The organism is Ruminobacter amylophilus (assembly GCF_900115655.1).
Lineage (GTDB): Bacteria > Pseudomonadota > Gammaproteobacteria > Enterobacterales > Succinivibrionaceae > Ruminobacter > Ruminobacter amylophilus.
In genome coordinates this window covers 1-23,395 of sequence record NZ_FOXF01000042.1, presented here as the reverse complement: position 1 = coordinate 23,395, position 23,395 = coordinate 1, and the positions used below count along the sequence as shown (strand labels likewise).

The following is a 23,395-nucleotide window of genomic DNA, read 5'->3' as shown; positions in this document are numbered from 1 at the left end:
AAAAGCAATGTGAGGATCTATACAATGAGCTTGGTATGAATCTGACCACGGCAATAAATATCTTCCTACGCCAGTCTCTTCGAGTAGGAGGAATTCCTTTTGATGTTCGTATAGATCAGCCGAATAAAGAAACTATCGCCGCGATGTTAGAGGCTGAAGGGTTAGCGAAAGATCCTAATGCCAAACGTTATTCTGATGTAGATAAAGCTTTAACGGCTCTTAAGGAATAAGAAATGCTCGCTTTCTATCTTTATCCTTTTGAGCCTAATCAAAAAGCCCGTGAATACACTGAGGATGATTTAAAAGATCCTAAAATTGTTCAAGCCGAATCTGGCCAAGTATTTCTGGAATGAACTAAACGCTGAACATCACAGAAACAGCCGTGGCACCCGTTGCCTTGTACCTGGTACACTGAAACCTCTTATCGTATGCCCCGAATGTAACAAATGCTCAGAATGCCCTTATGGCAAAAAGCCTGAAGACCGTCAACCTAGAGTTATCGATTATGAAGTACCGGAAGATCTAATGAATAATAACGAGGACTTTTCTACGATGAATCAGGCTGAAAGTGAGATGATTTACGATGAGCTTATCGCGACCATGCGCAGGAAAGATCCGCTTATTGCAGAAGTGTTTATTAGGTATCACACCTACGACTGCGATGCTCCGGAAATTGCGGCTGAACTCGGGATAGATAAGCGGAAGGTGTATTATCTGAAGGAACAGGGTGAACAAATCAGAGATAGGCTGATGAATCGATAAAGATCTACCGTAAAAAGGAACCTTCTTTTAAGCGGTGTCGGGGGATTGCTCCTCGGCACTGCTTATCCTAAGATACTGGATTTAATGCTGGGAAAGTGCAAAAAACCTAAATAAAACAATCGAAGGGAGTATCAATATTCCCGCAAACAAAACCACAAAAAAAAGTTTTTTAGATCCTGTCATGCACCATAGAAAGATAGAAATTAATACAGATTCTACTACCGACGAGGCTAGTCTAAGTCCCAAATAACATATGTCTGCAAAAAAGCAAAAGAATCCACAGAAATCACCAGGTTTGAAACTTAGACCAGACGAAATATACATATATGGAAAAATAAACCAAATAAGCCCACCTACTAAAAATAGTACAGGAACTCTGAGAAGTTGAGCTTTTTCATCAGGAGAAAAATCGTCATCATAATCATCATGGTCACCTTCTTTGCTTTCACATATTCCACCATTCACCTTGGAATTTTCCTCATCTGGCAATGGTTCAGGTAACTCGCTTTTATTTTCTGATTCCATATAATTCAATCTTTCAAACGCTATCTACACCCAACCGAAATAATATTCCCAATTTCGCATCTACACTCTATAACACTATAGGAAAACTAGCAACATAAATATAACTATCAATGGGAGAATCAATATTCCTACTAACAAAACTATTAAAAGAATATCTTTGTTTCCCGTCACGCACCATAAAAAGATAGGAATTAGTACAGCACCTAAGATCAATAATGCTATACATTTAACTACAGGTACAGCAAAACCATAGAATGTATCAGAAAAAAAGCAAATAGCTCCGCATGATTCACCAGGCTTATTACTTATACCAGATTCATTAGGGATAAACAGGATAGGAAATATTTGCAAAATCAGCCATACTGCTAGAAGTAGCAACGGTACTCTGACAAGAAGCATGAGAAGCTGAGCTTTTTCATCAGGAGGAATATCGTCATCATAACCATCATGGTCGCCTTCTTTGATTTCACATATTCCACCATTTACCTCGGAATTTTCCTCATCTGGCAATGGTTCCGGTAACCCGCTTTTGTTTTCTGATTCCATATAATTTCAATTTTCCATGACATCAAAACGCTATCCACAACCCTGCTTTTACCTGCTAAATAGTGAAACAGTATTCTCAACTATGCTGTATCTCCCGCCCCTGATATGTTCTTACATACAGCATAAATCCGGTTTTACAGTCATGCCTAAAAAAGCACCACACCTCGCAAAACCTTTGATTTCAAGGGCTTTCAGCTGTTACCTATTTCTCCCTTGACAGTAAAACTACCGTCTCGACGTGTGCCGAGACCTTTTAATTGATGTCGAATTTACTGGCATATTGAGGGAACATGTTTAAACATACATCTTTTCAAGCGTCCCAACCTTTAAGTTTGTGGAAACACAACCAATTAAATCTCGTGTCTTCATCACCATAGTATCCCATAAAAGTTGCTATTTGTAGCGAAACCCTTTAACATCTGAAAAGAAAGCATTGTGAATCGCAGATATCCGACACATGATAACCATAAATTATACACATACGTTTATAAAGCACAAAGATGTCGGATATGAATTAGGAACAAAGGATTCATTATGTCAGAAAGTGAAGTTAAATTGTTAAACTCCCCTTATGGTGAAGTTTCTTATGAATCGTTTCGCAAGCTCAAAAGAGCTTTTGCCGATAAAAGCGCAATAATTAAGTCACTGGATGATAATGGAATGACCTTATATCCGGTTCTTCTGCGTCCGAGGCGTTTTGGCAAGAGTACCTTTATCCAAATGCTGAAATGCTTCTACGACATATCATATGCTGACAGATATGAAGAGTTGTTTGCAAAAACTGACATATATGATGAACATCTAGAAAGCCATAACTCCTATCATGTATTGAATTTTGACTTTTCCCGGGTTGGCACGCAAAGCAGTACCGTTATGTACAACAGTTTCTTTTCTGCGGTAGCTTTTGGCATAGATAATTTTAAGAGAAGATATCCTGATTTCATATTTAACTATGATAATTTGGACAAATCAGATTCTGTTACTCTGTTTAATAATTTCGTTTCTGCCTATGCCAGCTATTCCGATAAAGGCCGACTTTATGTGATGATTGATGAATATGATAATTTCGCCAACCAGATTCTGTCACGTGATTTTAATCTGTTCCAAACTATAACCAGTGACGGAAGTTTCCTCAAAGATTTTTATGCTGCAATAAAAGCCGCTGCAGCCGATGCCGGATGTATCGCCAAAACATTCATTACCGGCGTATCTTCTGTATCCCTTGATTCCCTGACCTCAGGATTTAATATTGCACTCAATGTCACTTCTGACGAATGTTTTAATGAATATGCGGGTTTAACTGAAACCGAACTTAAAAAGCTCATTCCTGAGCTGGTTGATATAAAAAGCATTGGTGTAACCGCTGATGAAGTAATTTCCAGAATGAAACCTGTTTACGATGGATACTGCTTCAGCCGACTGGCTAAAAGCACCTTGTATAACTCATCCATGTGCCTATATTATTTAAACAGGATGCAGAAGGAACAGGAATTTCTCGCCCCTGAAAAATATCTGGACCCGGCATCCGATCATGACGGATCAAAGTTACAGCAACTGTTTAACATTGCCGAAGATGGTTTGGCTGATAACATTATAGACACATACCTCAGTGGCGATTCGTTCTACCTCGAAAAACTTGCCGAAAACATCAATTTGAATAAATCAGAGAAGTATAGCGAAGTTCAGCTTTTATCCATGCTGTATTATCTCGGCTATCTCACCATTGATCCGGTACTGTCAAACTCAGACGGGCTAATGTTAAAAATTCCGAATCTCTTTATGTCGAAGCTGTTTGCACAATGCACGGTGGACTTACGATTAAAGCCTAATAGTATATTCAGAGAACAGAAACTAGATATATCAGCACTACTTAATGCCTCGGATGATCTTTCATCTTTTGCTTGTTCCTGTACAGAGTTTTTAAGCAGTATCTTCACCAATCAGGTTCTTTTACACATGAGTGAGATGGCTCTGAATCTAGTGCTCCACGCCAAGCTTAATTCCATGAGCGGAGTTGTGGTTGAGCTACAGAAATCGCTGAGAGTTATCGGCAAGGGAGAAAAGTATGCTGATCTGGTAATCACCATCAACAAGGGAAAGAAAAGTGAATGTACCTACCTCATCGAACTGAAGTACGCCGCTAAAAAAGACGCAACTGAAGCAAAGATTGAAAGTCTGAAAAATGAAGCAACCGAACAGGCACAAACCTACAAAACAGCCCTTGAGTTCAAGGGTAAACTGGTCAAAGCCTATGCCATGGTCTTTGCCGGTTCGGAATGCGTATATTGCGGGTAGCGATGAATACATGAACTGTTGCAAAATCTGCAACAGTTCAAAGCTCAATCAGCTCAAAAAAATGTTGAATTATTAATTTACTTTCGATTCAGTGCTCTCTAATTTGCTTTTCTGTTCATTGGTCAAAGGTTCATCTATAAACCTATAAATGCGATCAGCACATTTTTCAGTTGCTCTATTATCATCCAAAGCAATCCGAGTGTTTGACTTGACTATATTGTACAATAGTTGGCATTGAACAACAGTTTATCAGCTCAGAACATTTAATTTCTTAAAAGTCACTCTTCGCAATCATCTACTCCCAAATCTGCAGTGTTACAACAAAAGTCGGGTATTACTTTTCTAGGTTTAATTCCTTTTTTCCAATATGCATTTTATTCGACTTTTGATATTAAGGATTCAATATGATCGATTTCATCATCAGTTAAGTTGTACTTAGCATATAGCTGCTTTTCAATTTCCTCAATCGTTGTCTCCCAATCTATATCTGAATGATTTGTAAAATCTTGCATAGGAACAAAACGATACACGATTTGAGTTACATTCTGAGAATTCTTTACCTGTTGAACTATAAATCTAAGAAATCTTGTTTTTAGGTATTTTGCAAGATTCTCGGCCTCATCAACATTATCGAATTTTCCGATTGGAATGAGCGAATCTGTACATGCACTATTTGGTTTACCTACATATGGATATCCAATTACACGCGTATCGCTATTAGGATTGCCTGCAGATTTTGAAATGAAGACTTTGTAATTTTCAAAAATATCTCTGTTTTTAGTGACGCTTTCTGGCTTGATCCACCTAATAATGTTAGCTTTGCATCTAAGCGGAACACTACCTGCAAATGGCTCGGACTTGGATATGCTTTCAACTACAGCAGGCTTTCCAATTATTCCGAACGCATTTCTCCCTGTCGTTATTTCGGTTAAAGGGGTAAAGTCTACATTATGAACTTTCTTCAAGATCGGAATTGCTTTGATATCACTAATAACAATATCCATATCTCCAAAGAACAATGCTCGTTTAACACATGTAGTTTCACCATTATGAACTGAATAGAAATCTAAGTCTCCTGAATAGTCGTTCGCCGATAGATAATACTGGAGTCCTCCTTTGATTTCTACATTACTGAATATTTCACTTGCATCTGGGAAATAACATAATGACTGAATGTGATTATTTCCTTTGATGTAGTTCCTCAATTTAACGAATGATTTGTCCTGAGCATCCCCCGCAAACCATCTTGCTGGAGTAATTAATGAAACATATTTTTCGGTTATTTCTTCTGCAAGCATAATAAACTGTGGAAACAGTTGCTTGCTCAGTGATTGATTGTCTGTATCACTATTAATAGTTTCCTGATAAGGCGGATTTCCTACCACCGCATTGAAAATCACTTTTCTCACCTCCGTTGCATCACTCACATCATCCTTCAGATCGACATCAGCAAAAGTTTTGTTCTGCGAGAGCAGATTTTTTATTTTCTCAAAATCAAGCTTATCACTCTCTGAACCATCTTCTTTCACTTCCTTAATCTTTAATAAATCATAACTGTTAAATTGCACCGCTATGCCAGATAAGTCAAGCCCTAAAACCTCATAGACTTTCCGCGTAAACTCGTAGGCAATTGATGATGTAGGTATTGATAGTATCTTATCCTTTACTTTATCGAGAGGAATGCCTAAATTCTCGCAACGTTTCAAGATGGCAACGGCGAATTCTCCCATTTTACTGGACATATCTAAAATACGGTTATCATCACCATCTCTGAGTGCATAGAAGCAATTATCCGGAATAAGATTAATCATATCTATTGCCACGTTCTCCGGTGTGGTTATCTCGGAATCAGATATCCTGCCGAACTTTCTGATTGCAACTGCGGATCTCTGCATTGGCTCAACATCTTCATCGTGTGCAAGGGTATTAATGTTCTGAATCTTGTAGTCCAGCTGTCGTAGCATGAAGATATTCATGTGCCTATGCATAAGCTCAAGGATGTTCTTACTAATATTCAGATTGGATGCAATGCGTAAATTTTCCTTGATATCAAGACAACGAATAACATCGTCAAGAGATGTAACTTTATCCTTCGTTAGGAAAGAGAAGAACAAAATCCTTGAATAGTAAGTTCTAAACTTGTTCTCCAGTTTTTTGATATCATCTTTCGGTTCTATTTCAATCCCAGAAGAAGAATCACCGTCTGTTCCACTGTCGTTAGTACCATCAGAACCATCACCGTCATTTCCGTTATCGTCATCTTCCGAGTCCATGTCTGTGCCTTCGCCAAGATGTGCCTCAACGTATAAACCTTTTCGAGAACCTAGTTCCGCTTGACGTTCAATCTCTGCTTTTATGGCATCTAAATCAAGCAAAGACATATCAACCGGAATATCTCTCGTTTCATCAAGAACACCACGGTTACTAGAATATTCGCTGATTGCAGCAAGAATGTCTGTTGCCTTTACTTGTTCAATGCGATTATTATTAAGTGTGATAATCGGAGATATCCTTAATTCATCAACAAGGCGCTCTTTCAGATGCTCGTTTCCAGAGGCATCTGTGTTCGCATTGTATATCTGCGACTTCTGCTCCTGCATAACAAACATTCTATGCGGATCAAAATCCACAAGAAGTGTCTGTGGCTTCATATTGAATTTGATGACATCCCCGTTCTCCCCGATGTATTCACGGATATACTGATTTTGCAGGCGAAAAATTGCCTGATCGTATTCCTGCGGAGACGCAGTGTCCTTCAGAAAAATCATTGTGTCCCACTGTTCAACCGTAGACCCTGTAAGCATACGATTGACAGTGAGCGTAAGAGTTTTCTTACCCTCGATGGCACACTGTTTTATTTTTTCTTTGACAGCTTTAATATCACGATATTCATTCGGGCTATCCACACCGGAAATATTGATAATTGTATAGTTATTCAGATTTCTGAATTTAGATGCATTATCCTCAATCAACTGCTGCAAGGCATCACAGGAGGCGCAGTACGGCAAGACGCATACTATATGTTCACACATCTTTCCGTCTTTGATTTTATCGTAATCAAGGAAAGAGAGTACCCCCTCATCCTCTTTGCTACCATCAATGGCTTCAAAGAGTTCAAGAACTTCTGTTTCATACACAAATTTCTTATGAAGAGAATGTTCAATATCTTTTTTAACGGACTGCGGTTTCAATAACGCAGAAAACGCATATGTAGTACCACTATTTTTTAACTTTTCCAAAAGGGCAAGTGCAGATTTGCTTGGCACAAAAGCAAAACGAACCATTTGAGGAAACCCATAATACGGATTCTCCCACTCCTTAACATCGCTGGTATCATTCAAAAGGTATTCTTTGTCCCATTCTTCCTTATCTTTTACGATATCGGAGAACTGATAAAACGCAATGATGGCATCTTTGGAAAATTCACTCCCCATAAGAATGCGATATGGTGTTCCGGATAAATGAAGTGTGATTTTTACATTAAGAGATTTCAGTTGTTCTTCAGCAGCATCAGCCTCAACAAAATCATCTTCAGCATGTTTTTCCTTGACATCTTTTTCGTAGTTTACGCCACGCAAAATCTTTCCATAGCTTTCTGCTCTTGCACCATAGTGGGTTTCATCCACGATAAGCAGATCTATTTGACTACCAAATACCTCTTTGTGTTTATCCTTGATATTATCGCCTTGTAGATCTTGGAGCGTAAGAAATACTACTGCGCCTTTGCCTTCTGTAAGATTGGTCCTGATAATAGATTCATCTCTAACAAGATCATCGCTCGATATGAAAACATAGTCTTTATTGAAGTTTTCGGCACTCTGGACGTTTTTCTTCCATTCTTCACGTACATCCGCTTTAGCAGATACTACAAGCACCAGTTTATACCCCTTTGCTTTGGCGCAACAAAGGGAAGTAAATGACTTGCCAAAACGCATGACTGCATACATCAGCAAATTGGTATGCCCACTGTCTACGGCTCTGACAAAATTATCAATTGTTGCCTGCTGATTCGGACGAATATTCCACATTCCTGAAGATACATATGTGAAAACCTCCGGCAATTGGCTTGTCGCATCATAATACTTGTATTTTCCCGTGTTCTGCTCATAGTTTTCTTTTATATCCGAAATAGCTTCAGAGATCTGTTCAGGGCTTACATCTGCAAAAAATTCATTTGAATAGTATTCTCCCGGAAATTCACCACGTTCCAGTCTATGCTTTCCTAAATCTTGCTCAAAATACTGATGGACAGAATAATCTCTAAAAAAAATATCATCTCCGATAATTGCCAAATCTTCAAACTCTTTTCTAAGCTTCGGAAAATGCTGCATCCATTCACGTAAGCGCACAGCAACAGGTCGGTAGGTATCACCAACTTTTAAATAGTTAGGTATTGTGTTCGTAGTGAATGCGTATATATGTGGCTTGACCCGACCAACAATTAGTTCATCGAGAAGCTTTTTATTATCACAATTTATCATATAGCTCGGTTCACCTCTTATTAACTAACGAATTAAATGTCACCGTTTGGTTCATTCTCCAATCACGAATTTTGCAAAAGCATGGTTCAGGCTCAACCCCATCAAAAAGATCAAATATATCCATCTGCTGATATCGCTCAGTAACAGTAGAAAAAGGGACTGTATTTTTTAAGCCATCCATCTGCCAGATATTCCATGAGATAACATAGGCAATTGGCTTCAATTCTTCACAAGACGGATCTTTACCAAATTTATTCCTATAATAATCAATGAATGTAAAAAGCAGATTTTCACGAGCAAGAAGCAGATTGTCCCCCTGATACTCAAAACCATAAATGCTTTCAAAGGCTCTTTTTACCCATTTCATCCACTCATCATATGTATTTGCGTTTTCTGACACAACACGAATTTTTCGATCAAGAAGCCCAATACGACTGCCGAGAGGAATTGCTTCCCCGGTTACGGTATCATACCTGCTAACAAGGTACGGTGCTTCGCCACATGTGATTTCCAATCGCTTTGCATCCACATAATCAGTCCAACGTTTTCCTCTTCTTGTTGAGAACTCAATAGGTTGCGTTGTTACTGTCCAATGCTTGTAGGTTTGAACGTTAAAAACACCTTCTCTGCCAAACCATGCCGCATCAATAAGGTTATTTTGTTCATTGCACACCCATGAAGGAGTAAATACTTCAGCCTTCGATTTAGTGCGCCCAAGTTGACTGGTCTTTTCCTTATAAATTCGAGGTTGTATGATGTTATTATTTTTGCCAGTAATTAAATGAATATTGATTGGGAACTGAGCCCGGTATTCTACTCCATATTCCTCGTAGTCAGACGTTCCCCAAATAATATTGCGGTGTGTTGTTCTGTCGCAAAGGAGAACATTGAATAGTGATTCTCCGTATTTAAGTATCTCATTTTCAGAAATATCTATCGACGCATTAACGTTCACACTTATCCTCCTTGATACATTCTTTCCTGGGAATAAACTCCACAATATCGTCTACCTTACAATCTAGCACAAGGCAGATTCTTTCAATCGAATCAAGGGACACGTACTCATCCCTTCGCATCCTCGTTGAAATATTGGCGCTGTATCCTGCCTTTTTCTGAAGCTCCGCAACCGTCATATTTCTGTCTATCAGCATATGAAATAATTTTTTGTAGCTTACGGCCATAGCACGCCCTCCGTAACGATGTACCAAAACAACATATCACGAAAACATGAATTTTTCAAATACTTATGAAAATACCACGATACATTAATTACTCATATTCCTCAATCTTTTCCGTTTGTAGTAGGCTCTTACCACCGATTGTTCCGCTTTACCTTGTAGTTCGGATTGTTGCAATAATACTGGTGTTTGAAATGGCTAACAAAATCTTCTCCGAAGCATATATGTGTCAGGAATAAAACCTTGAGAGAAATCAATATCTCGCATATATTTTCTGAAAAAATTCTACTCCCCCGCTCACCTCTTGACCAAATCTGCGACATACTTTGTACAATTGTCAACCATACGCACAAAAATTGCTCCATCCCCTACTAAATAATCGCCGATTAGACACTACTTCATAACAATTTTATGGAAAGAAAGCCTTTTCCTCTGTAAAATCCACGTTCTGTAATTTTGTTATCCAGATCACATAATTACTCGTATTTATCCAAGCAGACACCGCAAAAGATGCCTGCTTTTTTCGTATGAATCTTGACCGAACGTCAGATTTCACCAATCCCCCTGGCTACTTGTTAGGGGGATTGCTTTTTTTACCAAAGACAAAGGCTTTATTTACGAAACATGCAACACGGCTGTTGGATGTTACGTGTTCTGCGTCTTTTCAGATCTGGATACAGATTTTTAACCTCGCCTGCGTAAGCTCATCAAGTTGCAAATTGATGAGTGCATGGCTGAAACAGGCGAATTTATTTTAACCGTCCAGTGTCATGCACCACTGGTCACCTACCGAACGGGGTATTCCCCGAGGTGACCTAATGCACACAGTGACAACGAGCCGTGAAGGGCTACTCCGCTTCGGTTTTTCCGAACTGGAGAAGCCTAAATGGCAAATAAAAAACGTTATTACCCTCTTCGCAGCTCAACCGATCCCAAGAAAGTTAAGCTCGTTGAGATTACCGAGGAACAGTACCAGGCAATCTATCCTGAAATCTGGGCAACCATTAAGCGGGAACAGAGACATGGCCGATGCAGATGCCCAGCCAACTACCTGTGGACATGTAATGGCTACTGTTCTGACTGTTCCTATCACACCGTAGGAAATGAGGAGTCTATTGATGAACTGACAGATACAGAATTATCAGATGAGAAACCGCTGATGGATGAACTTATGGCATGCGACCAAATGCTGAAACTACTGGTTGCCAGATTCCGAGAACTTGAACCGGAGGCTGATCTCATCATTGAATTGCTGGAGGAAGGATTATCCGACAGGAAAATTGCGGAAACACTGGGACGCAAACAGCGAACCTTTGCAGATCACATGAAGAAGATCCGAACCGAGCTGCATAATCTCAACAGGTAGTTCCCCCTTTCATAAAGGCTTTTTCCCATAGTGGCGATGCCTGAGCAAGGCGTTTTGATTACGAAATAAACAAGTAATAAAAAATTTAAAAATATTTCCGCTCAAAACGCCCGCTCATGTCCAGTAGTAAGTGTAAGGCTGATTTTTTCACAAATTAAGGAGGTTCTCAAATGAACAAGTCTTACTTCGATTCCCGCGGGAAAAGCCATGAGCTGATTGCCGTACTCACGGCTATCTCTCATGTATCCGCAAAGATGGCAAGAAACCTTGAGCTTCTTGCTGAATTACGTAACTCAAAGAAAGGAAATACTACCTATGAACAACACAAAAGACATGGCTTCGAGCATCGTCGCACTGCGGCATGCGGCAGTCGCTTTGAATAACATTGCCGATTTTCTGGAAGATCTGAATGCCAAGGATTCTGCACCTGCTACTGAAAACCAGTCTCAGGAAACTGAATCCGCACCGTCGACCGATGCAGTTGTTCCGGCAGCAAAGGCTGAACCGGAAACCCCGAAATTATCCTTTGAGGATGTTCGCGGAATTCTGGCTGACATTGCCCGTGCTGGGAACCGTGAAGGCGTTAAGGCTCTGCTTGAAAAGTACGGTGCTTCAAAGCTTTCTGCTCTTGCCCCGGAGCACTACGCTGCGATTCTTAAAGATGCGGAGGAACTTAAGAATGCCTGATTCCCACGCAATCCTGTCAGCCTCGGCATCGCACCGCTGGCTGATGTGCCCGCCGTCAGTTCGCCTCTGTGAGCAGTTTCCCGGGGACGGAGCCAGCGAGTATGCGGCTGAAGGAACAGAAGCCCATGAGCTCTGCGAGTTCAAGCTGAAAACAGCCCTTGGCATGGATGCTACTGATCCTACGCCCGAACTTTCCCGTTACAGCGAGGAGATGGATGAATGCTCCTCCGGCTATGCCTCCTTTGTTCTGGAGCTGGTAAACGAGGCTGCCAAGTCCTGCTCAGATCCGAAGGTGCTCATTGAGCAGAGAGTTGATTTCTCGCAATGGGTACCAGAAGGATTTGGCACGGCTGACTGCATCATTGTATCCGATGGAACACTCCGAATTGTTGATTACAAGCACGGTCTCGGTGTTCTTGTCGAGGCTGAAAACAATCCGCAGATGAAGTGCTATGCCCTTGGTGCGCTGGAAATCTTCGATGTTCTTTACGACATCGAAAAGATCAGCATGACCATCTACCAGCCCCGCCGGGAGAACATCAGCACCTGGGAGATTTCCCGTGATGAACTCCTCCAGTGGGCTGAAAACACACTGAAGCCTATTGCCTCTCTGGCATTTGCCGGTGAAGGAAAATTCTGTGCCGGTGAATGGTGCGGATTCTGTAAAGCCAAACACGCCTGCCGTGCCAGAGCCGAAGCCAACCTTCTACTGGCAAAGCATGATTTCAAACTTCCAGATCTACTTGAGGACATTGAAATCGAAGTGATCCTTTCCCAGGTTGATGAACTTACCGCATGGGCAAATGACATCAAGGAATATGCCTTGAAGCAGGCCATTGGCGGTAAGGAATGGCACGGATGGAAGCTCGTGGAAGGACGTTCAGTTAGAAAATTCACCAGCGAGGACAAGGTAATCAAGGCTGTATGCGAGGCAGGGTTCGATCCGTTCGAGAAGAAACTCATAGGCATCACCGCCATGCAGAAACTTCTCGGAAAGGCAAAGTTTGACGAACTTCTTTCAGGACTTATTGCCAAGTCGAAAGGCAAACCAACGCTCGTACCGGAGAGCGATAAAAGACCGGCGGTTTCAAGTGCAACTTTAGATTTTAAGGAAGAATAAATTATGGCTACAAAAGTAATTACAGGTGTAAACACCAGATGGTCCTATGCCAACGTATGGGAACCAAAAGCTATGGAAGGCGGCAAGCCTAAGTTCAGTGTGTCTCTCATCATCCCAAAGTCTGACACCGTAACCGTTGGCAAGATCAAGGCTGCCATTGAAGAGGCTTACCGTGACGGTCAGTCCAAGCTCAAGGGTAACGCCAAGTCCGTACCTGCGCTCAGCACTCTCAGAACTCCGCTTCGTGACGGTGATTTGGAACGTCCGGATGATTCTGCTTACGCCAATGCGTATTTCGTCAATGCTAACTCTACCACTGCTCCCGGTGTGGTGGACGCCAACAGGAATGAAATCCTCGACAAGTCTGAAGTCTACTCCGGCTGTTACGGCAGAGCCTCCATCAGTTTCTATGCATTCAATGCCAACGGCAATAAGGGTATTGCCTGCGGTCTTAACAATCTGCAGAAGATTAAGGACGGTGAGCCGTTAGGCGGAAGAGCGAGCGCCGAGAGCGATTTTGCCACTGAAGAAGATGAAGACTTTTTAGGTTAGGAGGCATCATGGATTCAGGTGAAATCTTTCTGATGGGCTTTGGCTCCGGTTTGTTTACCGGCGTAGTGGCAGCAATCCTGTTTGAGTTCCTCGGATTTCTCTTTACCGAGTTCCTGAAACGCAGAAAGCGTCGTGTCTGGTAGCACCAGATAACTTGTAACGATTTAGTAAGGGTAGTGGTTTTGTCTGCTGCCCTTTTTTGACAGGAGAATTTTATGGAAACACTATCTTGTGATCTCGAAACATACAGCAGTGAGGACTTAAGGAAATGCGGAGTCTACCGCTACTGCGAGGCTCCCGATTTTGAAATTCTGCTCTTTGCCTACAGTGTAGATGGTGGTGAGGTACAGCTTGCTGATCTCGCCTCCGGAGAAAAACTTCCCAGGGAAATCATCAAGGCCGTGACCGATGACAGCGTCATCAAATGGGCGTGGCATGCAAACTTTGAGCGTGTATGTCTGTCCAGATACTTGCGCGACTTAGGCTTACTAACCGGTTACCTCAATCCCGAAGGCTGGCGGTGCGACATGGTGTGGGCGGCAACTCTGGGACTGCCGTTTTCACTCGAAGGAGCCGGTGCGGTACTGGGCCTCGATAAGCAGAAACTCACGGAAGGAAAGGAGCTTATACGCTATTTCTGCAAGCCGTGCTCCCCTACTCAGGCAAACAGTGGCAGAACCAGAAATCTCCCCTGCCATGCTCCCGACAAGTGGGAAATGTTCAAACACTACAACATCCGGGACGTGGAAACCGAAATGGGAATACAGCAGAGACTGAGTAAGTTCCCGGTACCGGACTTCGTCTGGGAGGAATACCACCTCGACCAGGAGATTAACGACCGCGGCGTAAAAATCGACATGGAATTGGTACGTCAGGCGATTGCCATTGATGAACGCTCGCGAAATGAGCTCATAAGTGCCATGAGGGAATTTACTCAGCTTGAAAATCCCAACTCAGTCCAGCAGATGAAGGACTGGCTGGCAAATAACGGTCTTATGACTGAAAGCCTTGATAAGAAAGCCGTGGCTGAACTTATGAAGAATGCCACGCCGGAACTCATCAGAGTGCTGACACTCCGGCAGCAGCTTGCCAAGTCATCAGTGAGAAAGTACCAGGCTATGCAGAATGCTGTATGTGCCGACGGCAGAGCCAGGGGACTTTTCAGCTTCTACGGTGCCAATCGCACCGGGCGGTTCTCAAGCAAAATCATTCAGTTGCAGAATCTTGCCCGTAACAGCATGAGCGATTTAGATCAGGCTCGTGCGCTTATCAAAACCGGAGACTATGACGCTGTATCTATGCTCTACGATGATGTGCCGGATACGCTCTCCCAGCTCGTAAGAACAGCCTTTGTGCCTCCGAAGGGAAAGCTCTTTTATGTAGCGGACTTTTCAGCCATTGAGGCCAGAGTGATTGCGTGGTTTGCTGGTGAAAAATGGCGGTCTGAGGTATTCCGTAAAGGCGGTGATATCTATTGCGCCAGTGCCAGTCAGATGTTTAAGGTTCCGGTGGAAAAGCATGGTATCAATGGTCATCTGAGGCAAAAAGGGAAAATAGCGGAACTGGCCCTTGGTTACGGCGGGGGGATGGGCGCATTAAAGGCCATGGGAGCACTTGAGATGGGGCTTAAGGAGGAGGAGTTACAGCCCCTCGTCAACGCCTGGAGAAACGCCAATCCAAATATTGTGAAATTCTGGTGGGCTGTGGATAACGCAGTTATGGAAGCAGTGAATAAAAGAACCACCACCGAAACTCACGGCATCACTTTCTCGTTCAAAAGCGGCATGCTGTTTATCACCCTGCCCTCCGGCAGAAAGCTCGCCTACGTTAAACCTCGTATCGGCATGAACCAGTTCGGCGGTGAAAGCATTACCTATGAAGGCATCGGTGCTACCAAAAAGTGGGAACGTCTCGAATCCTACGGTCCCAAGTTCGTGGAAAACATCGTCCAGGCAACAGCCAGAGACATTCTGTGTTTTGCCATGAAGACTTTACGGAACTGCAGCATAGTTATGCACATACATGATGAAGTGGTCATCGAGGCAGATCCACGCGTAAGTCTGGATGCTCTTTGTGAACAGATGGGAAGAACTCCGCCATGGGCTGAAGGCTTAATCCTTACCGCCAGCGGTTACACATCGCCCTACTACAAAAAGGATTAGCGCCTTAACTTGAACGGTATCTTGGTCGGTGACTTAGTCGGTCAGCACCGATCAAGTTATTTGGAATTAAGCACAGCTCCCGCATTAAGGAATATGTGATTACTTGTCTGACTGCACAGCTTCTTTTAACGTATTGCCTGCAGTAAATGAAGGTACTCTCTTTGCCGGGATTTCAACAGCCTCACCGGTACGAGGGTTACGACCGCTGCGAGCATTCCTTTCAGAAGTCTTAAAAGTTCCGAAACCAACGAGCTGAACACTGTCACCTTGGGCTAATGTTTCAGTTACTGTTTCTAAAAAGGCATCAAGCATCTTTTTGCTATCTGACTTGGTCGTATGACTCTTTTCAGCGATTATTTCAATAAGTTCCTGTTTATTCATGTAATCAAACCTCTCTCTTTGCAAATTTTATTTCAGTTTTTTGCCAACAACGGTACATTCCTTTTTGCAGAAACAGATACCGTATGAATGAACAGCTTTAATATCGTTTCTTCTGATGTACGGGTCAGCATATTTCTTTTTGATTATCTGCTCGACAGCATCCTCTGCTATCAAAAACTTATCTTCATTCTCATCAGAAGTCTGCTTTAATTCCAGAATTACAATAACGCCTCTGTTCTTTAAAGACTTTATTATCAAATCAATATAGCCGTTTCCTGACTCAAAATTAGATTTCTGCTCTTCAATGAGAGATGTGCCGTTGGCCAATAGTCCGTTCATGAAGCCGTGGTAATAGTTTTCCTTCGGAGCATTGACGGAGAAGTCTCTGATGGATACATACTTAGCCAATAGCTCGTTAAGGTTGTCTTCAACAACTCCAGCATCCCCTGTGAATAATCCTTTTATCAGATTACCGGTGCTGTTCTTCATAACATGATCATTTTTATAGAAATCCATGATTTTGGATTTAAAGCAATCCTTAATTTCCTCATTCGGGATATACAATCTGTACTCATTTTTATTAGAAGATCTGTACTGAAGATCAAATGTAAGGTAGCCGGTATAAAGTAGCAGAGTCCAGAAATCATTTATGTCATGGTTCTCTAAATCTCCGTAGCACAGCGCAGCTCTCACTTCTGCAATAATGAATTCACCATCCAGAAGGTTTTGCATCTTATCAACGTCATCCGGCTCTATGAACCCCATAAATTCTTCGATAACGTCGTTACCGCTGGTGTTTATCCAGTAGTTGCGAGCCTGAATGAGATTTCTGTCTTGACTCAGTTTTCTGTAGTTATCATTACAGAAGTTCATTACATCCCATGGGCAGTACATATGAGTTGTTCCAAAATGATACCCGTCGTAATTGCTTCTTACCTCTTCGTAATAGCCTGAAAGTCCGTAGTATGCGAGAACTTCCTGTGTTTCTTCTTTTGTGAAGCCTATTCCGGTTGATATATCAGCATCTCCGGAATCAAGAACCGAGCAGACCATAAGATTATTCAGTCCGGTAAAAATACTCTCCTTGGCGGCTCTTAAACATCCAGTGAGTACAGCTCTACCGAGATACGAATTTGTTTTTAAAGTATCGTTATAAAAAGGACTGATAAGATTTATCATTTCGTCGTAATAGCCATGATGAGCTGCTTTTGCAATAGGAACATCATATTCGTCAATCAGCAGTACAGGTTTTATCTTATGATGTGCTTCGAGAAGACAGGAAAGCGTCTGAAGAGAGCCGGTCAGAAAAGATTTATCGGTTCTATCTGCAAGCTTTTCGTAATTAATCAAATTGGCATACTGTTCCTTCTGTTTATCGGATAATTCCTTACTGGTAGCAAGATACTCAAACTGCAGTGCCAATTTGTATATCAGAGTAGCAAACTGATTATATGCATCATTAAAATTCTGATGAACAATGGTTTTAAACGACACAAATATTACCGGGAATTTTCCCATGTATTTAGCGCAAAACTCTTTATCATCAAAGATTTCAGTTCCTGCAAACCATTTTTCCTGACGGTATGCGTCACCGGGATTTTTAGGATCAAGAGCCAGAAAATCATAGAAGGTGGACATGGTGAGTGTTTTACCAAAACGTCTTGGCCTGGTTATGAGCATGACCTTTGAGGTATTTTCTTCAAAAATTGTTTTTATGAATTTGGTTTTGTCAACATAGTAACTGTTGCTCTCAATTAATTCGTGGAACAATTCCGCTCCAATACCTATAGACTTCAACATCCTGTTCCCCCGAGTCTGACTATTCACATGTGAAAAAGGCCTTTCACCGGTCCGCTATTCATAAAATGATTGAAGCGCAGAAAGGCTCTATCACCGTTATTATCCCACACACGATTCAATCGTCAACTGTCAATATCTTACTTTTTGATAAGAATAAAAGCATAAATTATCCACAAATGATCAAAAAATATTGATGTTCTACTTTGCTGGTAACTTAGTTGAGCTACCGGGTTAACTTTTCTTCCAATCACTCAGTCTTCTATATTTGCTCACTTCTTAACCTTTCAACAAATTTTCTGAAAATAAATCCGCTCAAAACGCCCGCTCATGTCCAGTAGTAAGTGAAGGCCTATAAAAGTCTTCGTGTTTCTTAACCTATTTTCAGGAGTTTTTTATGTTTGAAATCAAAGAAAAACAGAAAGTTCTGCCGGACGGAACCAGGATTACCACCTTCACTCGGGAGATAACCGGTGCAAATATGCTGGAGGTCGAAGCCGGCACCAACGGCTTTAAGGGCGGCAATGCAGAACACGGCAGCCGTACCTATTTCCGCATCACCGACATCGGTAATACCGACATGTTTGTTAAGACCTCCCGCAGGCCTTACAGCAACAACACTGAAAGTGCTGAGTTCATTCTTGGTGGTGACTGCGAGCTTGAAACCATCATCAGAGCACTGAAGTTCGTGGTTAAGGTTCTGGAAGAAGAATCAGCGGAGGTTGTGGACTGATGGCAATGATCAACCTTTACCGTGCCAATGTTATCGGCATCAAATGGAACTGTCTGTATCCGAACCACGTCGAGGTAACCGATGAGAAGACTCTGCTTTCGGCAGTAATCCGTGACTATGTATGCGCCGAGTACAAGGGAAACTACCGCAGCAAGGATAATTTCATAAGCAGCGACTGCCTGCCGGTGGACTGCGACAACGACCACTCCGAGAATCAGGCTGACTGGATTACCCCGGATGATGTGGCACAGGCATTTCCGAATGTTACCTTTTTCGTTCATTACAGTCAGCACCATAACAGAGTGAAGGACAACAAGTCTGCACGGCCAAGATTCCATATTCTGTTTCCGATTGAGCGCATGACCGACCATGCCGCATACGCGAATCTGAAAACCGTGGTGAACGGAATCTTTCCTTATTTCGACACCAACGCCCTTGATGCCGCCCGGTTCTTCTACGGCACATCAGATCCGAAGGTAGAATTCCATAAAGGCTTTATGAACCTTACGGAATTTCTGCAGGATGCGGCGCCGTTCGATAAGGATCTTAATCAGGGGCAGTATGGCAGCCGGGTAATTCAGGAAGGCAGCCGCAACAACACCATGAGCCAGTATGCCGGAAAGATCATCAAGAAGTTCGGAGATACAGACAAGGCCTACCAGTGCTTTATGGATGAAGCAGCCAAATGCAGTCCGCCACTTCCTGATGAAGAGCTTCAGACAATCTGGCATAGCGCTCAGAGGTTTTTTGCTGGGTTGCAGAAACAGGAGGGTTATGTTGATCCGGAAACCTACAACACCGAGGTCAGCTACAAGCCGGAAGATTACTCCGATGTTGGGCAGGCTGAGGTGCTGGCCAAGATTTTCGGGAATGAACTCCGGTACTCTCCTGCCACTCACTATATCCGCTATGTGGATAACCACTGGAAGGAAACCGAATCCGGAGCCCAGGCAGTGGCTCATGAACTCACCCGGCGACAGCTTGAAGAAGCCAATGTGGAAATCATGAAGGCTCTTGTCCACATGGATGAATGCGGCGCTCAGGAAATACTTGATACAGCAAGTTCCAAAAAGAAAGCCGCCAGTCTGATGAACGATGAGCAGACAGAAGCTCTTGAAGCCTTAAACGCCGCAAACACATACCGTGCTTTTACCATGCGCTGCCGTGAATCCAAGAATGTAACCGCGGTACTTAAGGAAGCCCGGCCGAAGCTGGAAATATCACCAAACGAGCTGGACTCAGATCCTTATGTTCTGTGTACGCCGACAGCCACATACGACCTGCGCAAGGGACTAAAAGGCGCAAGAGAACACTCACCGGATGACTTCATTACCAAAATGACCGCTGTGTCTCCCGGCACTAAAGGAGACAAACTCTGGAACGATGCCCTTAATCTGTTTTTCTGTCGAGACAGATTACTGATTGAGTACGTTCAAATTAACTGCGGTATCGCCATCATCGGCATGGTACTGGTGGAGGCGCTGTTTATTGCTCTCGGTATCGGACGTAACGGCAAATCTACCTTCTGGAATGTCATAGCCATGGTGCTGGGCTCCTACAGCGGCAATATCTCAGCAGATGCTCTCACCACGGGATGCCACAGGAATATCAAGCCGGAGCTTGCAGAGGCCAAGGGAAAGCGTCTCCTTATTGCCTCGGAGATGCAGGAAGGCGCAAGGCTTAATGACTCTGTGGTAAAGCAGCTCTGTTCCACTGACAAGATCTTCGCGGAAAAGAAATACAAAGATCCTTTCTCCTTCAATCCATGCCACACCCTGGTGCTCTATACCAATCACCTGCCGAGGGTGAGTGCCTCTGATGACGGTATCTGGCGAAGACTTATCGTTATCCCGTTCAACGCCAAAATTGAGGGCGAGGGAGACAGGAAAAACTATGCCAAATATCTCTTCGAAAATGCCGGTGAGGCAATTCTGGCGTGGCTTATCGAGGGTGCGAGGAAGGCAATCGAGCTCGACTTCAAGGTTCCCGTTCCCCCATGCGTCCGACAGGCCATTGAGGCATACCGCGAGCAGAACAACTGGTTCGGCCACTTCCTTGAGGACAAATGCGAGGTGGGCGAAGAGTTCCGGGTAAGTTCATCTGAGCTATATCAGGGATACCGGACATATTGTCTTGAAACCGGGGAGTATGTCCGCAATACGGGAGACTTCTATTCAGCACTCGAGAGAGCAGGGTTTGAACGCATCATGTTTGAGCGAAAAAGGTTCATCAAAGGGCTGCGTCTGAGCGGAGATTTCCTGAATTAACGACCACCTGTAGCAAAGTGTAGCAAGGTGTGTTCGCAAAGTGACTTTTGGTTAAAAAGTCATCAAGTGATACACATTGCTATACCTTGCGACACTTTGTACCCAAAAAGTTAAAACCCTTATAAATCAAGGCTTTGCAAGGTGTAGCAATCTGTTATATAGAAAGTCCCTTAGGGGAAAATTAAAGAGAAAAATTTATATATAGAGGAGTTTTATAGAACACATTGCGACACCTTGCACAGAGCCATAAAACCGGGGTGCGGAACAGCAATCCGCGCCCCTCTTGACGGAGAAAAAATTGGAAGAAAATTACAGCGAGTTTTATCTCGCAAAATGCCAGAAAAGACTGAAAGAATGGCGAGCACCATTAGACGGATGGTTCTGCAAGAAAATCATCGATGTACGCGAGGATAACGAGGATGCTCCACTGGCAACATGTGAGCTGTGCGATTGCAATAAGGTTCGATTTATCCATGTGATGGATCACGACCTTTATTTCGAAGAGGTTTGTGTCGGATGTATCTGTGCCGGCGTTATGCAGGGCGATATTCTGGCTGCGAAGGAGCGTGAGCGTCAGATGAAGAATCGAGCCAAACGCAGAAAGAATTTCGTTGCCGGGGAATGGAAGGAGACAGCTCCAATGGGTGCTCTCCGCACTTACACCAGAATGCACAGGGGCCAAAGAATATGGATCTCGGTTTATCCCGGAAACAGGCACTACGTAAGGTGCAATGAGAAATCAATCTCCCGGTACAAAGGTCGCCCCATTCGTGATTTCTATTCTGCAGTTTATGTGGCTTTCGATTTGGCAGATCCGGTGGAGGAATTACTGTGAACGAGAAATTTATCGAGAGGAAACTGGTAACTGCCGTGAAGGCCAGAGGAGGCATCGCACCGAAGTTCGTGTCTCCCGGTTATGCCGGAATGCCTGATCGCCTGGTGCTGCTTCCCAATGGTGTGTTTGCCTTCGCTGAACTCAAAGCCCCCGGGATGCATCCGAGAGCATTGCAGGTGGCAAGGCATGAGATGTTAAGGCGGTTGGGTTTCAGAGTGTACGTGATTGACGGAATTGAACAGATAGGAGGAATGCTGAATGAACTTCAAACCCCATGATTATCAGGCTTATGCCATTAACTACATCGAAGAACACCATGTGGCAGCGGTTCTTCTTGGGCTTGGCATGGGTAAGACGATAATTTCTCTGACGGCAATCTCTGAACTTATGTTCGATTCCTTCGAGATCAGCAAAGCACTGATCATCGGTCCCTTACGAGTAGCCAGAGACTCATGGCCTATGGAAATCAGCAAATGGGAACATCTCAGGCACCTCACCTATGCCGTGGCTGTCGGTACTCTGGCAGAACGCAAAGCGGCACTTGCAAAGAATGCCGATATCACCATTATCAACCGTGAGAACGTGGACTGGCTGGTGGAAAGTGGAAACTTTGATTTTGACATGGTTGTTATCGATGAGCTGTCTTCCTTCAAAAACCACACCGCCAAACGATTCAAAGCTCTGATGAAGGTACGTCCAAAGGTTAAGCGCATCGTAGGTCTTACCGGTACTCCTTCATCAAACGGTCTGATGGACCTATGGTCAGAGTTCAGACTGCTTGATATGGGCGAACGCCTGGGAAAGTTCATCACGAGATACAGAGAATGCTACTTCATGCCCGACAAGAGGAACGCCCAGCAGGTGTTTTCCTACAAGCCGAGGGAAGGAGCTGAAGAGGAAATTTACCGCCGCATCTCGGATATCACCATCTCCATGAAGTGCACCGACCACCTCACAATGCCTGAACTGATTTCAACCCAGTACGAGGTGGTGCTGTCAGATGATGAACGAAAGCAGTACGAGAGGCTTAAGTCTGAGCTGGTGATGACTCTTTCCGATGAGGAAATCACCGTTCCCAACGCCGCAGCCCTCACCAATAAACTCAGTCAGCTTGCCAACGGTGCAATTTACGACGATACCAAAAACATCGTGGAATTCCATGACCGCAAGCTTGATGCCCTGGAAGACATCATCGAGTCAGCCAACGGCAATCCCCTTCTGGTGGCCTACTGGTTTAAGCACGACCTAGAAAGGATCAGAAAAAGGTTTGATGTCCGGCAGATTAAAACCTCGAAAGACATCACCGACTGGAATGCCGGAAAGATCCCTGTTGCCATGATCCACCCTGCTTCTGCCGGTCACGGACTTAACCTGCAATCCGGTGGTTCGACACTGGTATGGTTCGGTCTTACCTGGTCCTTGGAGCTCTATCAGCAGACCAATGCCAGACTCTGGAGACAGGGACAGACCTCCGGCACTGTGGTGATCCAACACATCATTGCCAAAGGAACCATCGACGAGCGAGTGCTTAAGGCATTGTCGAAAAAGGAATTAACTCAGAACGCACTGATTGATGCGGTTAAAGCAGATTTAGGAGAAAACAAATGAACGCTAAAGAATTTTTGATGAGAGGATTTAACCTGGAGCGCCACGTGCGCAATCTGACGAATGAAATTGAGCATTACAGAAGTCTGGTAAACAACTGCAG

The 23,395-nt window shown here is 43.4% G+C and carries 22 protein-coding genes; 15 read left to right on the top strand and 7 right to left on the bottom strand.

The features are described from left to right. Both BMY80_RS09345 and BMY80_RS09340 read left to right on the top strand, forming a co-directional pair. Positions 1-230: type II toxin-antitoxin system RelB/DinJ family antitoxin (locus tag BMY80_RS09345; RefSeq protein ID WP_093143071.1), on the top strand; the 230-nt coding region annotated here is incomplete at its 5' end. 295 nt (positions 231-525) lie between these two features. After that, positions 526-762 (top strand): hypothetical protein, encoded by a 237-nt coding sequence (locus BMY80_RS09340; protein WP_093143070.1) that lies wholly within the window; start codon positions 526-528, stop codon positions 760-762. Between the two features lie 81 nt (positions 763-843). Here the strand turns inward: BMY80_RS09340 and BMY80_RS09335 are convergent, their stop codons facing one another. Further along, a complete protein-coding gene (locus BMY80_RS09335; protein ID WP_093143067.1) occupies positions 844-1,287 on the bottom strand; it encodes a hypothetical protein in 444 nt (147 codons plus the stop codon). 75 nt (positions 1,288-1,362) lie between these two features. Continuing rightward, the gene (locus BMY80_RS09330) at positions 1,363-1,833 is read right to left on the bottom strand and encodes a hypothetical protein (protein ID WP_093143065.1); all 471 of its coding nucleotides are present in this window, start codon (positions 1,831-1,833) and stop codon (positions 1,363-1,365) included. Positions 1,834-2,367: 534 nt separating this feature from the next. On the opposite strand from BMY80_RS09330, the gene BMY80_RS09325 reads away from it, so the two are divergent. Continuing rightward, positions 2,368-4,128: an AAA family ATPase gene (locus BMY80_RS09325; protein ID WP_093141902.1), complete on the top strand. Its 1,761-nt coding sequence runs from the start codon at positions 2,368-2,370 to the stop codon at positions 4,126-4,128. A 374-nt stretch (positions 4,129-4,502) separates the two neighbouring features. On the opposite strand, the gene BMY80_RS09320 is transcribed toward BMY80_RS09325, so the two are convergent. Genes BMY80_RS09320 through BMY80_RS09310 form a run of 3 tightly spaced genes read right to left on the bottom strand, consistent with a single transcriptional unit; the run spans position 4,503 to position 9,790 of the window. Further along, a complete protein-coding gene (locus BMY80_RS09320; RefSeq protein ID WP_093141899.1) occupies positions 4,503-8,609 on the bottom strand; it encodes an Eco57I restriction-modification methylase domain-containing protein in 4,107 nt (1,368 codons plus the stop codon). Between the two features lie 10 nt (positions 8,610-8,619). Next, positions 8,620-9,564 (bottom strand): restriction endonuclease subunit M, encoded by a 945-nt coding sequence (locus BMY80_RS09315; RefSeq protein WP_093141897.1) that lies wholly within the window; start codon positions 9,562-9,564, stop codon positions 8,620-8,622. Continuing rightward, positions 9,554-9,790 (bottom strand): helix-turn-helix domain-containing protein, encoded by a 237-nt coding sequence (locus BMY80_RS09310; RefSeq protein ID WP_093141894.1) that lies wholly within the window; start codon positions 9,788-9,790, stop codon positions 9,554-9,556. Before BMY80_RS09310 ends, BMY80_RS09315 begins: the two co-directional genes overlap by 11 nt. Before the next feature lie 883 nt (positions 9,791-10,673). Between BMY80_RS09310 and BMY80_RS09305 the strand changes: the two genes are divergently transcribed. The 7 genes from BMY80_RS09305 to BMY80_RS09285 all read left to right on the top strand — a co-directional run bounded on the left by BMY80_RS09305 (position 10,674) and on the right by BMY80_RS09285 (position 15,674). Beyond that, on the top strand, positions 10,674-11,153 hold the full coding sequence (locus BMY80_RS09305) for a helix-turn-helix domain-containing protein (protein WP_093141891.1): 480 nt from the start codon (positions 10,674-10,676) through the stop codon (positions 11,151-11,153). 170 nt (positions 11,154-11,323) lie between these two features. Further along, a complete protein-coding gene (locus BMY80_RS12120; RefSeq protein WP_143066467.1) occupies positions 11,324-11,536 on the top strand; it encodes a hypothetical protein in 213 nt (70 codons plus the stop codon). Continuing rightward, positions 11,469-11,840: a hypothetical protein gene (locus tag BMY80_RS09300; protein WP_093141889.1), complete on the top strand. Its 372-nt coding sequence runs from the start codon at positions 11,469-11,471 to the stop codon at positions 11,838-11,840. Before BMY80_RS12120 ends, BMY80_RS09300 begins: the two co-directional genes overlap by 68 nt. Beyond that, a complete protein-coding gene (locus tag BMY80_RS09295; RefSeq protein ID WP_093141887.1) occupies positions 11,833-12,960 on the top strand; it encodes a DUF2800 domain-containing protein in 1,128 nt (375 codons plus the stop codon). The genes BMY80_RS09300 and BMY80_RS09295 overlap by 8 nt, the downstream gene beginning before the upstream one ends. A 3-nt stretch (positions 12,961-12,963) precedes the next feature. Next, positions 12,964-13,512: a DUF2815 family protein gene (locus BMY80_RS09290; protein ID WP_093141885.1), complete on the top strand. Its 549-nt coding sequence runs from the start codon at positions 12,964-12,966 to the stop codon at positions 13,510-13,512. An 8-nt stretch (positions 13,513-13,520) separates the two neighbouring features. Further along, entirely contained in the window at positions 13,521-13,655 is a 135-nt protein-coding gene (locus BMY80_RS12700; RefSeq protein WP_281242272.1) for a hypothetical protein, read from the top strand. A gap of 72 nt (positions 13,656-13,727) precedes the next feature. Continuing rightward, on the top strand, positions 13,728-15,674 hold the full coding sequence (locus BMY80_RS09285) for a DNA polymerase (protein ID WP_093141882.1): 1,947 nt from the start codon (positions 13,728-13,730) through the stop codon (positions 15,672-15,674). A 99-nt stretch (positions 15,675-15,773) separates the two neighbouring features. On the opposite strand, the gene BMY80_RS09280 is transcribed toward BMY80_RS09285, so the two are convergent. Together BMY80_RS09280 and BMY80_RS09275 are read right to left on the bottom strand one after the other, a co-directional pair. Continuing rightward, a complete protein-coding gene (locus BMY80_RS09280) occupies positions 15,774-16,055 on the bottom strand; it encodes an HU family DNA-binding protein (protein WP_093141880.1) in 282 nt (93 codons plus the stop codon). Between the two features lie 27 nt (positions 16,056-16,082). Beyond that, a complete protein-coding gene (locus BMY80_RS09275; protein WP_093141877.1) occupies positions 16,083-17,855 on the bottom strand; it encodes an AAA family ATPase in 1,773 nt (590 codons plus the stop codon). Between the two features lie 394 nt (positions 17,856-18,249). Between BMY80_RS09275 and BMY80_RS09270 the strand changes: the two genes are divergently transcribed. From BMY80_RS09270 to BMY80_RS09250, 5 genes are all read left to right on the top strand, one after another. Continuing rightward, positions 18,250-18,585, top strand: a complete 336-nt coding sequence (locus tag BMY80_RS09270; RefSeq protein ID WP_093141875.1) for a hypothetical protein — start codon at positions 18,250-18,252, stop codon at positions 18,583-18,585. Beyond that, the gene (locus BMY80_RS09265; protein ID WP_218140323.1) at positions 18,585-20,852 is read left to right on the top strand and encodes a phage/plasmid primase, P4 family; all 2,268 of its coding nucleotides are present in this window, start codon (positions 18,585-18,587) and stop codon (positions 20,850-20,852) included. The genes BMY80_RS09270 and BMY80_RS09265 overlap by 1 nt, the downstream gene beginning before the upstream one ends. 298 nt (positions 20,853-21,150) lie before the next feature. Then, a complete protein-coding gene (locus tag BMY80_RS09260; protein WP_245730066.1) occupies positions 21,151-21,687 on the top strand; it encodes a hypothetical protein in 537 nt (178 codons plus the stop codon). Then, positions 21,684-21,965, top strand: coding sequence for a VRR-NUC domain-containing protein (locus BMY80_RS09255; protein ID WP_093141870.1), 282 nt, complete (start codon positions 21,684-21,686; stop codon positions 21,963-21,965). The genes BMY80_RS09260 and BMY80_RS09255 overlap by 4 nt, the downstream gene beginning before the upstream one ends. Next, entirely contained in the window at positions 21,946-23,295 is a 1,350-nt protein-coding gene (locus BMY80_RS09250) for a DEAD/DEAH box helicase (RefSeq protein WP_093141867.1), read from the top strand. Before BMY80_RS09255 ends, BMY80_RS09250 begins: the two co-directional genes overlap by 20 nt. The last annotated feature ends 100 nt before the right edge of the window (positions 23,296-23,395 follow it).

What these genes read in the sequence shown, in the direction of transcription:
- BMY80_RS09340 (WP_093143070.1), top strand. Translation starts at nt 526, where the DNA reads ATGAATAATAACGAGGACTTTTCTACGATGAATCAGGCTGAAAGTGAG.
- BMY80_RS09335 (WP_093143067.1), bottom strand. Translation starts at nt 1,287, where the DNA reads ATGGAATCAGAAAATAAAAGCGAGTTACCTGAACCATTGCCAGATGAG.
- BMY80_RS09330 (WP_093143065.1), bottom strand. Translation starts at nt 1,833, where the DNA reads ATGGAATCAGAAAACAAAAGCGGGTTACCGGAACCATTGCCAGATGAG.
- BMY80_RS09325 (WP_093141902.1), top strand. Translation starts at nt 2,368, where the DNA reads ATGTCAGAAAGTGAAGTTAAATTGTTAAACTCCCCTTATGGTGAAGTT.
- BMY80_RS09320 (WP_093141899.1), bottom strand. Translation starts at nt 8,609, where the DNA reads ATGATAAATTGTGATAATAAAAAGCTTCTCGATGAACTAATTGTTGGT.
- BMY80_RS09310 (WP_093141894.1), bottom strand. Translation starts at nt 9,790, where the DNA reads ATGGCCGTAAGCTACAAAAAATTATTTCATATGCTGATAGACAGAAAT.
- BMY80_RS09305 (WP_093141891.1), top strand. Translation starts at nt 10,674, where the DNA reads ATGGCAAATAAAAAACGTTATTACCCTCTTCGCAGCTCAACCGATCCC.
- BMY80_RS12120 (WP_143066467.1), top strand. Translation starts at nt 11,324, where the DNA reads ATGAACAAGTCTTACTTCGATTCCCGCGGGAAAAGCCATGAGCTGATT.
- BMY80_RS09300 (WP_093141889.1), top strand. Translation starts at nt 11,469, where the DNA reads ATGAACAACACAAAAGACATGGCTTCGAGCATCGTCGCACTGCGGCAT.
- BMY80_RS09295 (WP_093141887.1), top strand. Translation starts at nt 11,833, where the DNA reads ATGCCTGATTCCCACGCAATCCTGTCAGCCTCGGCATCGCACCGCTGG.
- BMY80_RS09290 (WP_093141885.1), top strand. Translation starts at nt 12,964, where the DNA reads ATGGCTACAAAAGTAATTACAGGTGTAAACACCAGATGGTCCTATGCC.
- BMY80_RS12700 (WP_281242272.1), top strand. Translation starts at nt 13,521, where the DNA reads ATGGATTCAGGTGAAATCTTTCTGATGGGCTTTGGCTCCGGTTTGTTT.
- BMY80_RS09285 (WP_093141882.1), top strand. Translation starts at nt 13,728, where the DNA reads ATGGAAACACTATCTTGTGATCTCGAAACATACAGCAGTGAGGACTTA.
- BMY80_RS09280 (WP_093141880.1), bottom strand. Translation starts at nt 16,055, where the DNA reads ATGAATAAACAGGAACTTATTGAAATAATCGCTGAAAAGAGTCATACG.
- BMY80_RS09275 (WP_093141877.1), bottom strand. Translation starts at nt 17,855, where the DNA reads ATGTTGAAGTCTATAGGTATTGGAGCGGAATTGTTCCACGAATTAATT.
- BMY80_RS09270 (WP_093141875.1), top strand. Translation starts at nt 18,250, where the DNA reads ATGTTTGAAATCAAAGAAAAACAGAAAGTTCTGCCGGACGGAACCAGG.
- BMY80_RS09265 (WP_218140323.1), top strand. Translation starts at nt 18,585, where the DNA reads ATGGCAATGATCAACCTTTACCGTGCCAATGTTATCGGCATCAAATGG.
- BMY80_RS09250 (WP_093141867.1), top strand. Translation starts at nt 21,946, where the DNA reads ATGAACTTCAAACCCCATGATTATCAGGCTTATGCCATTAACTACATC.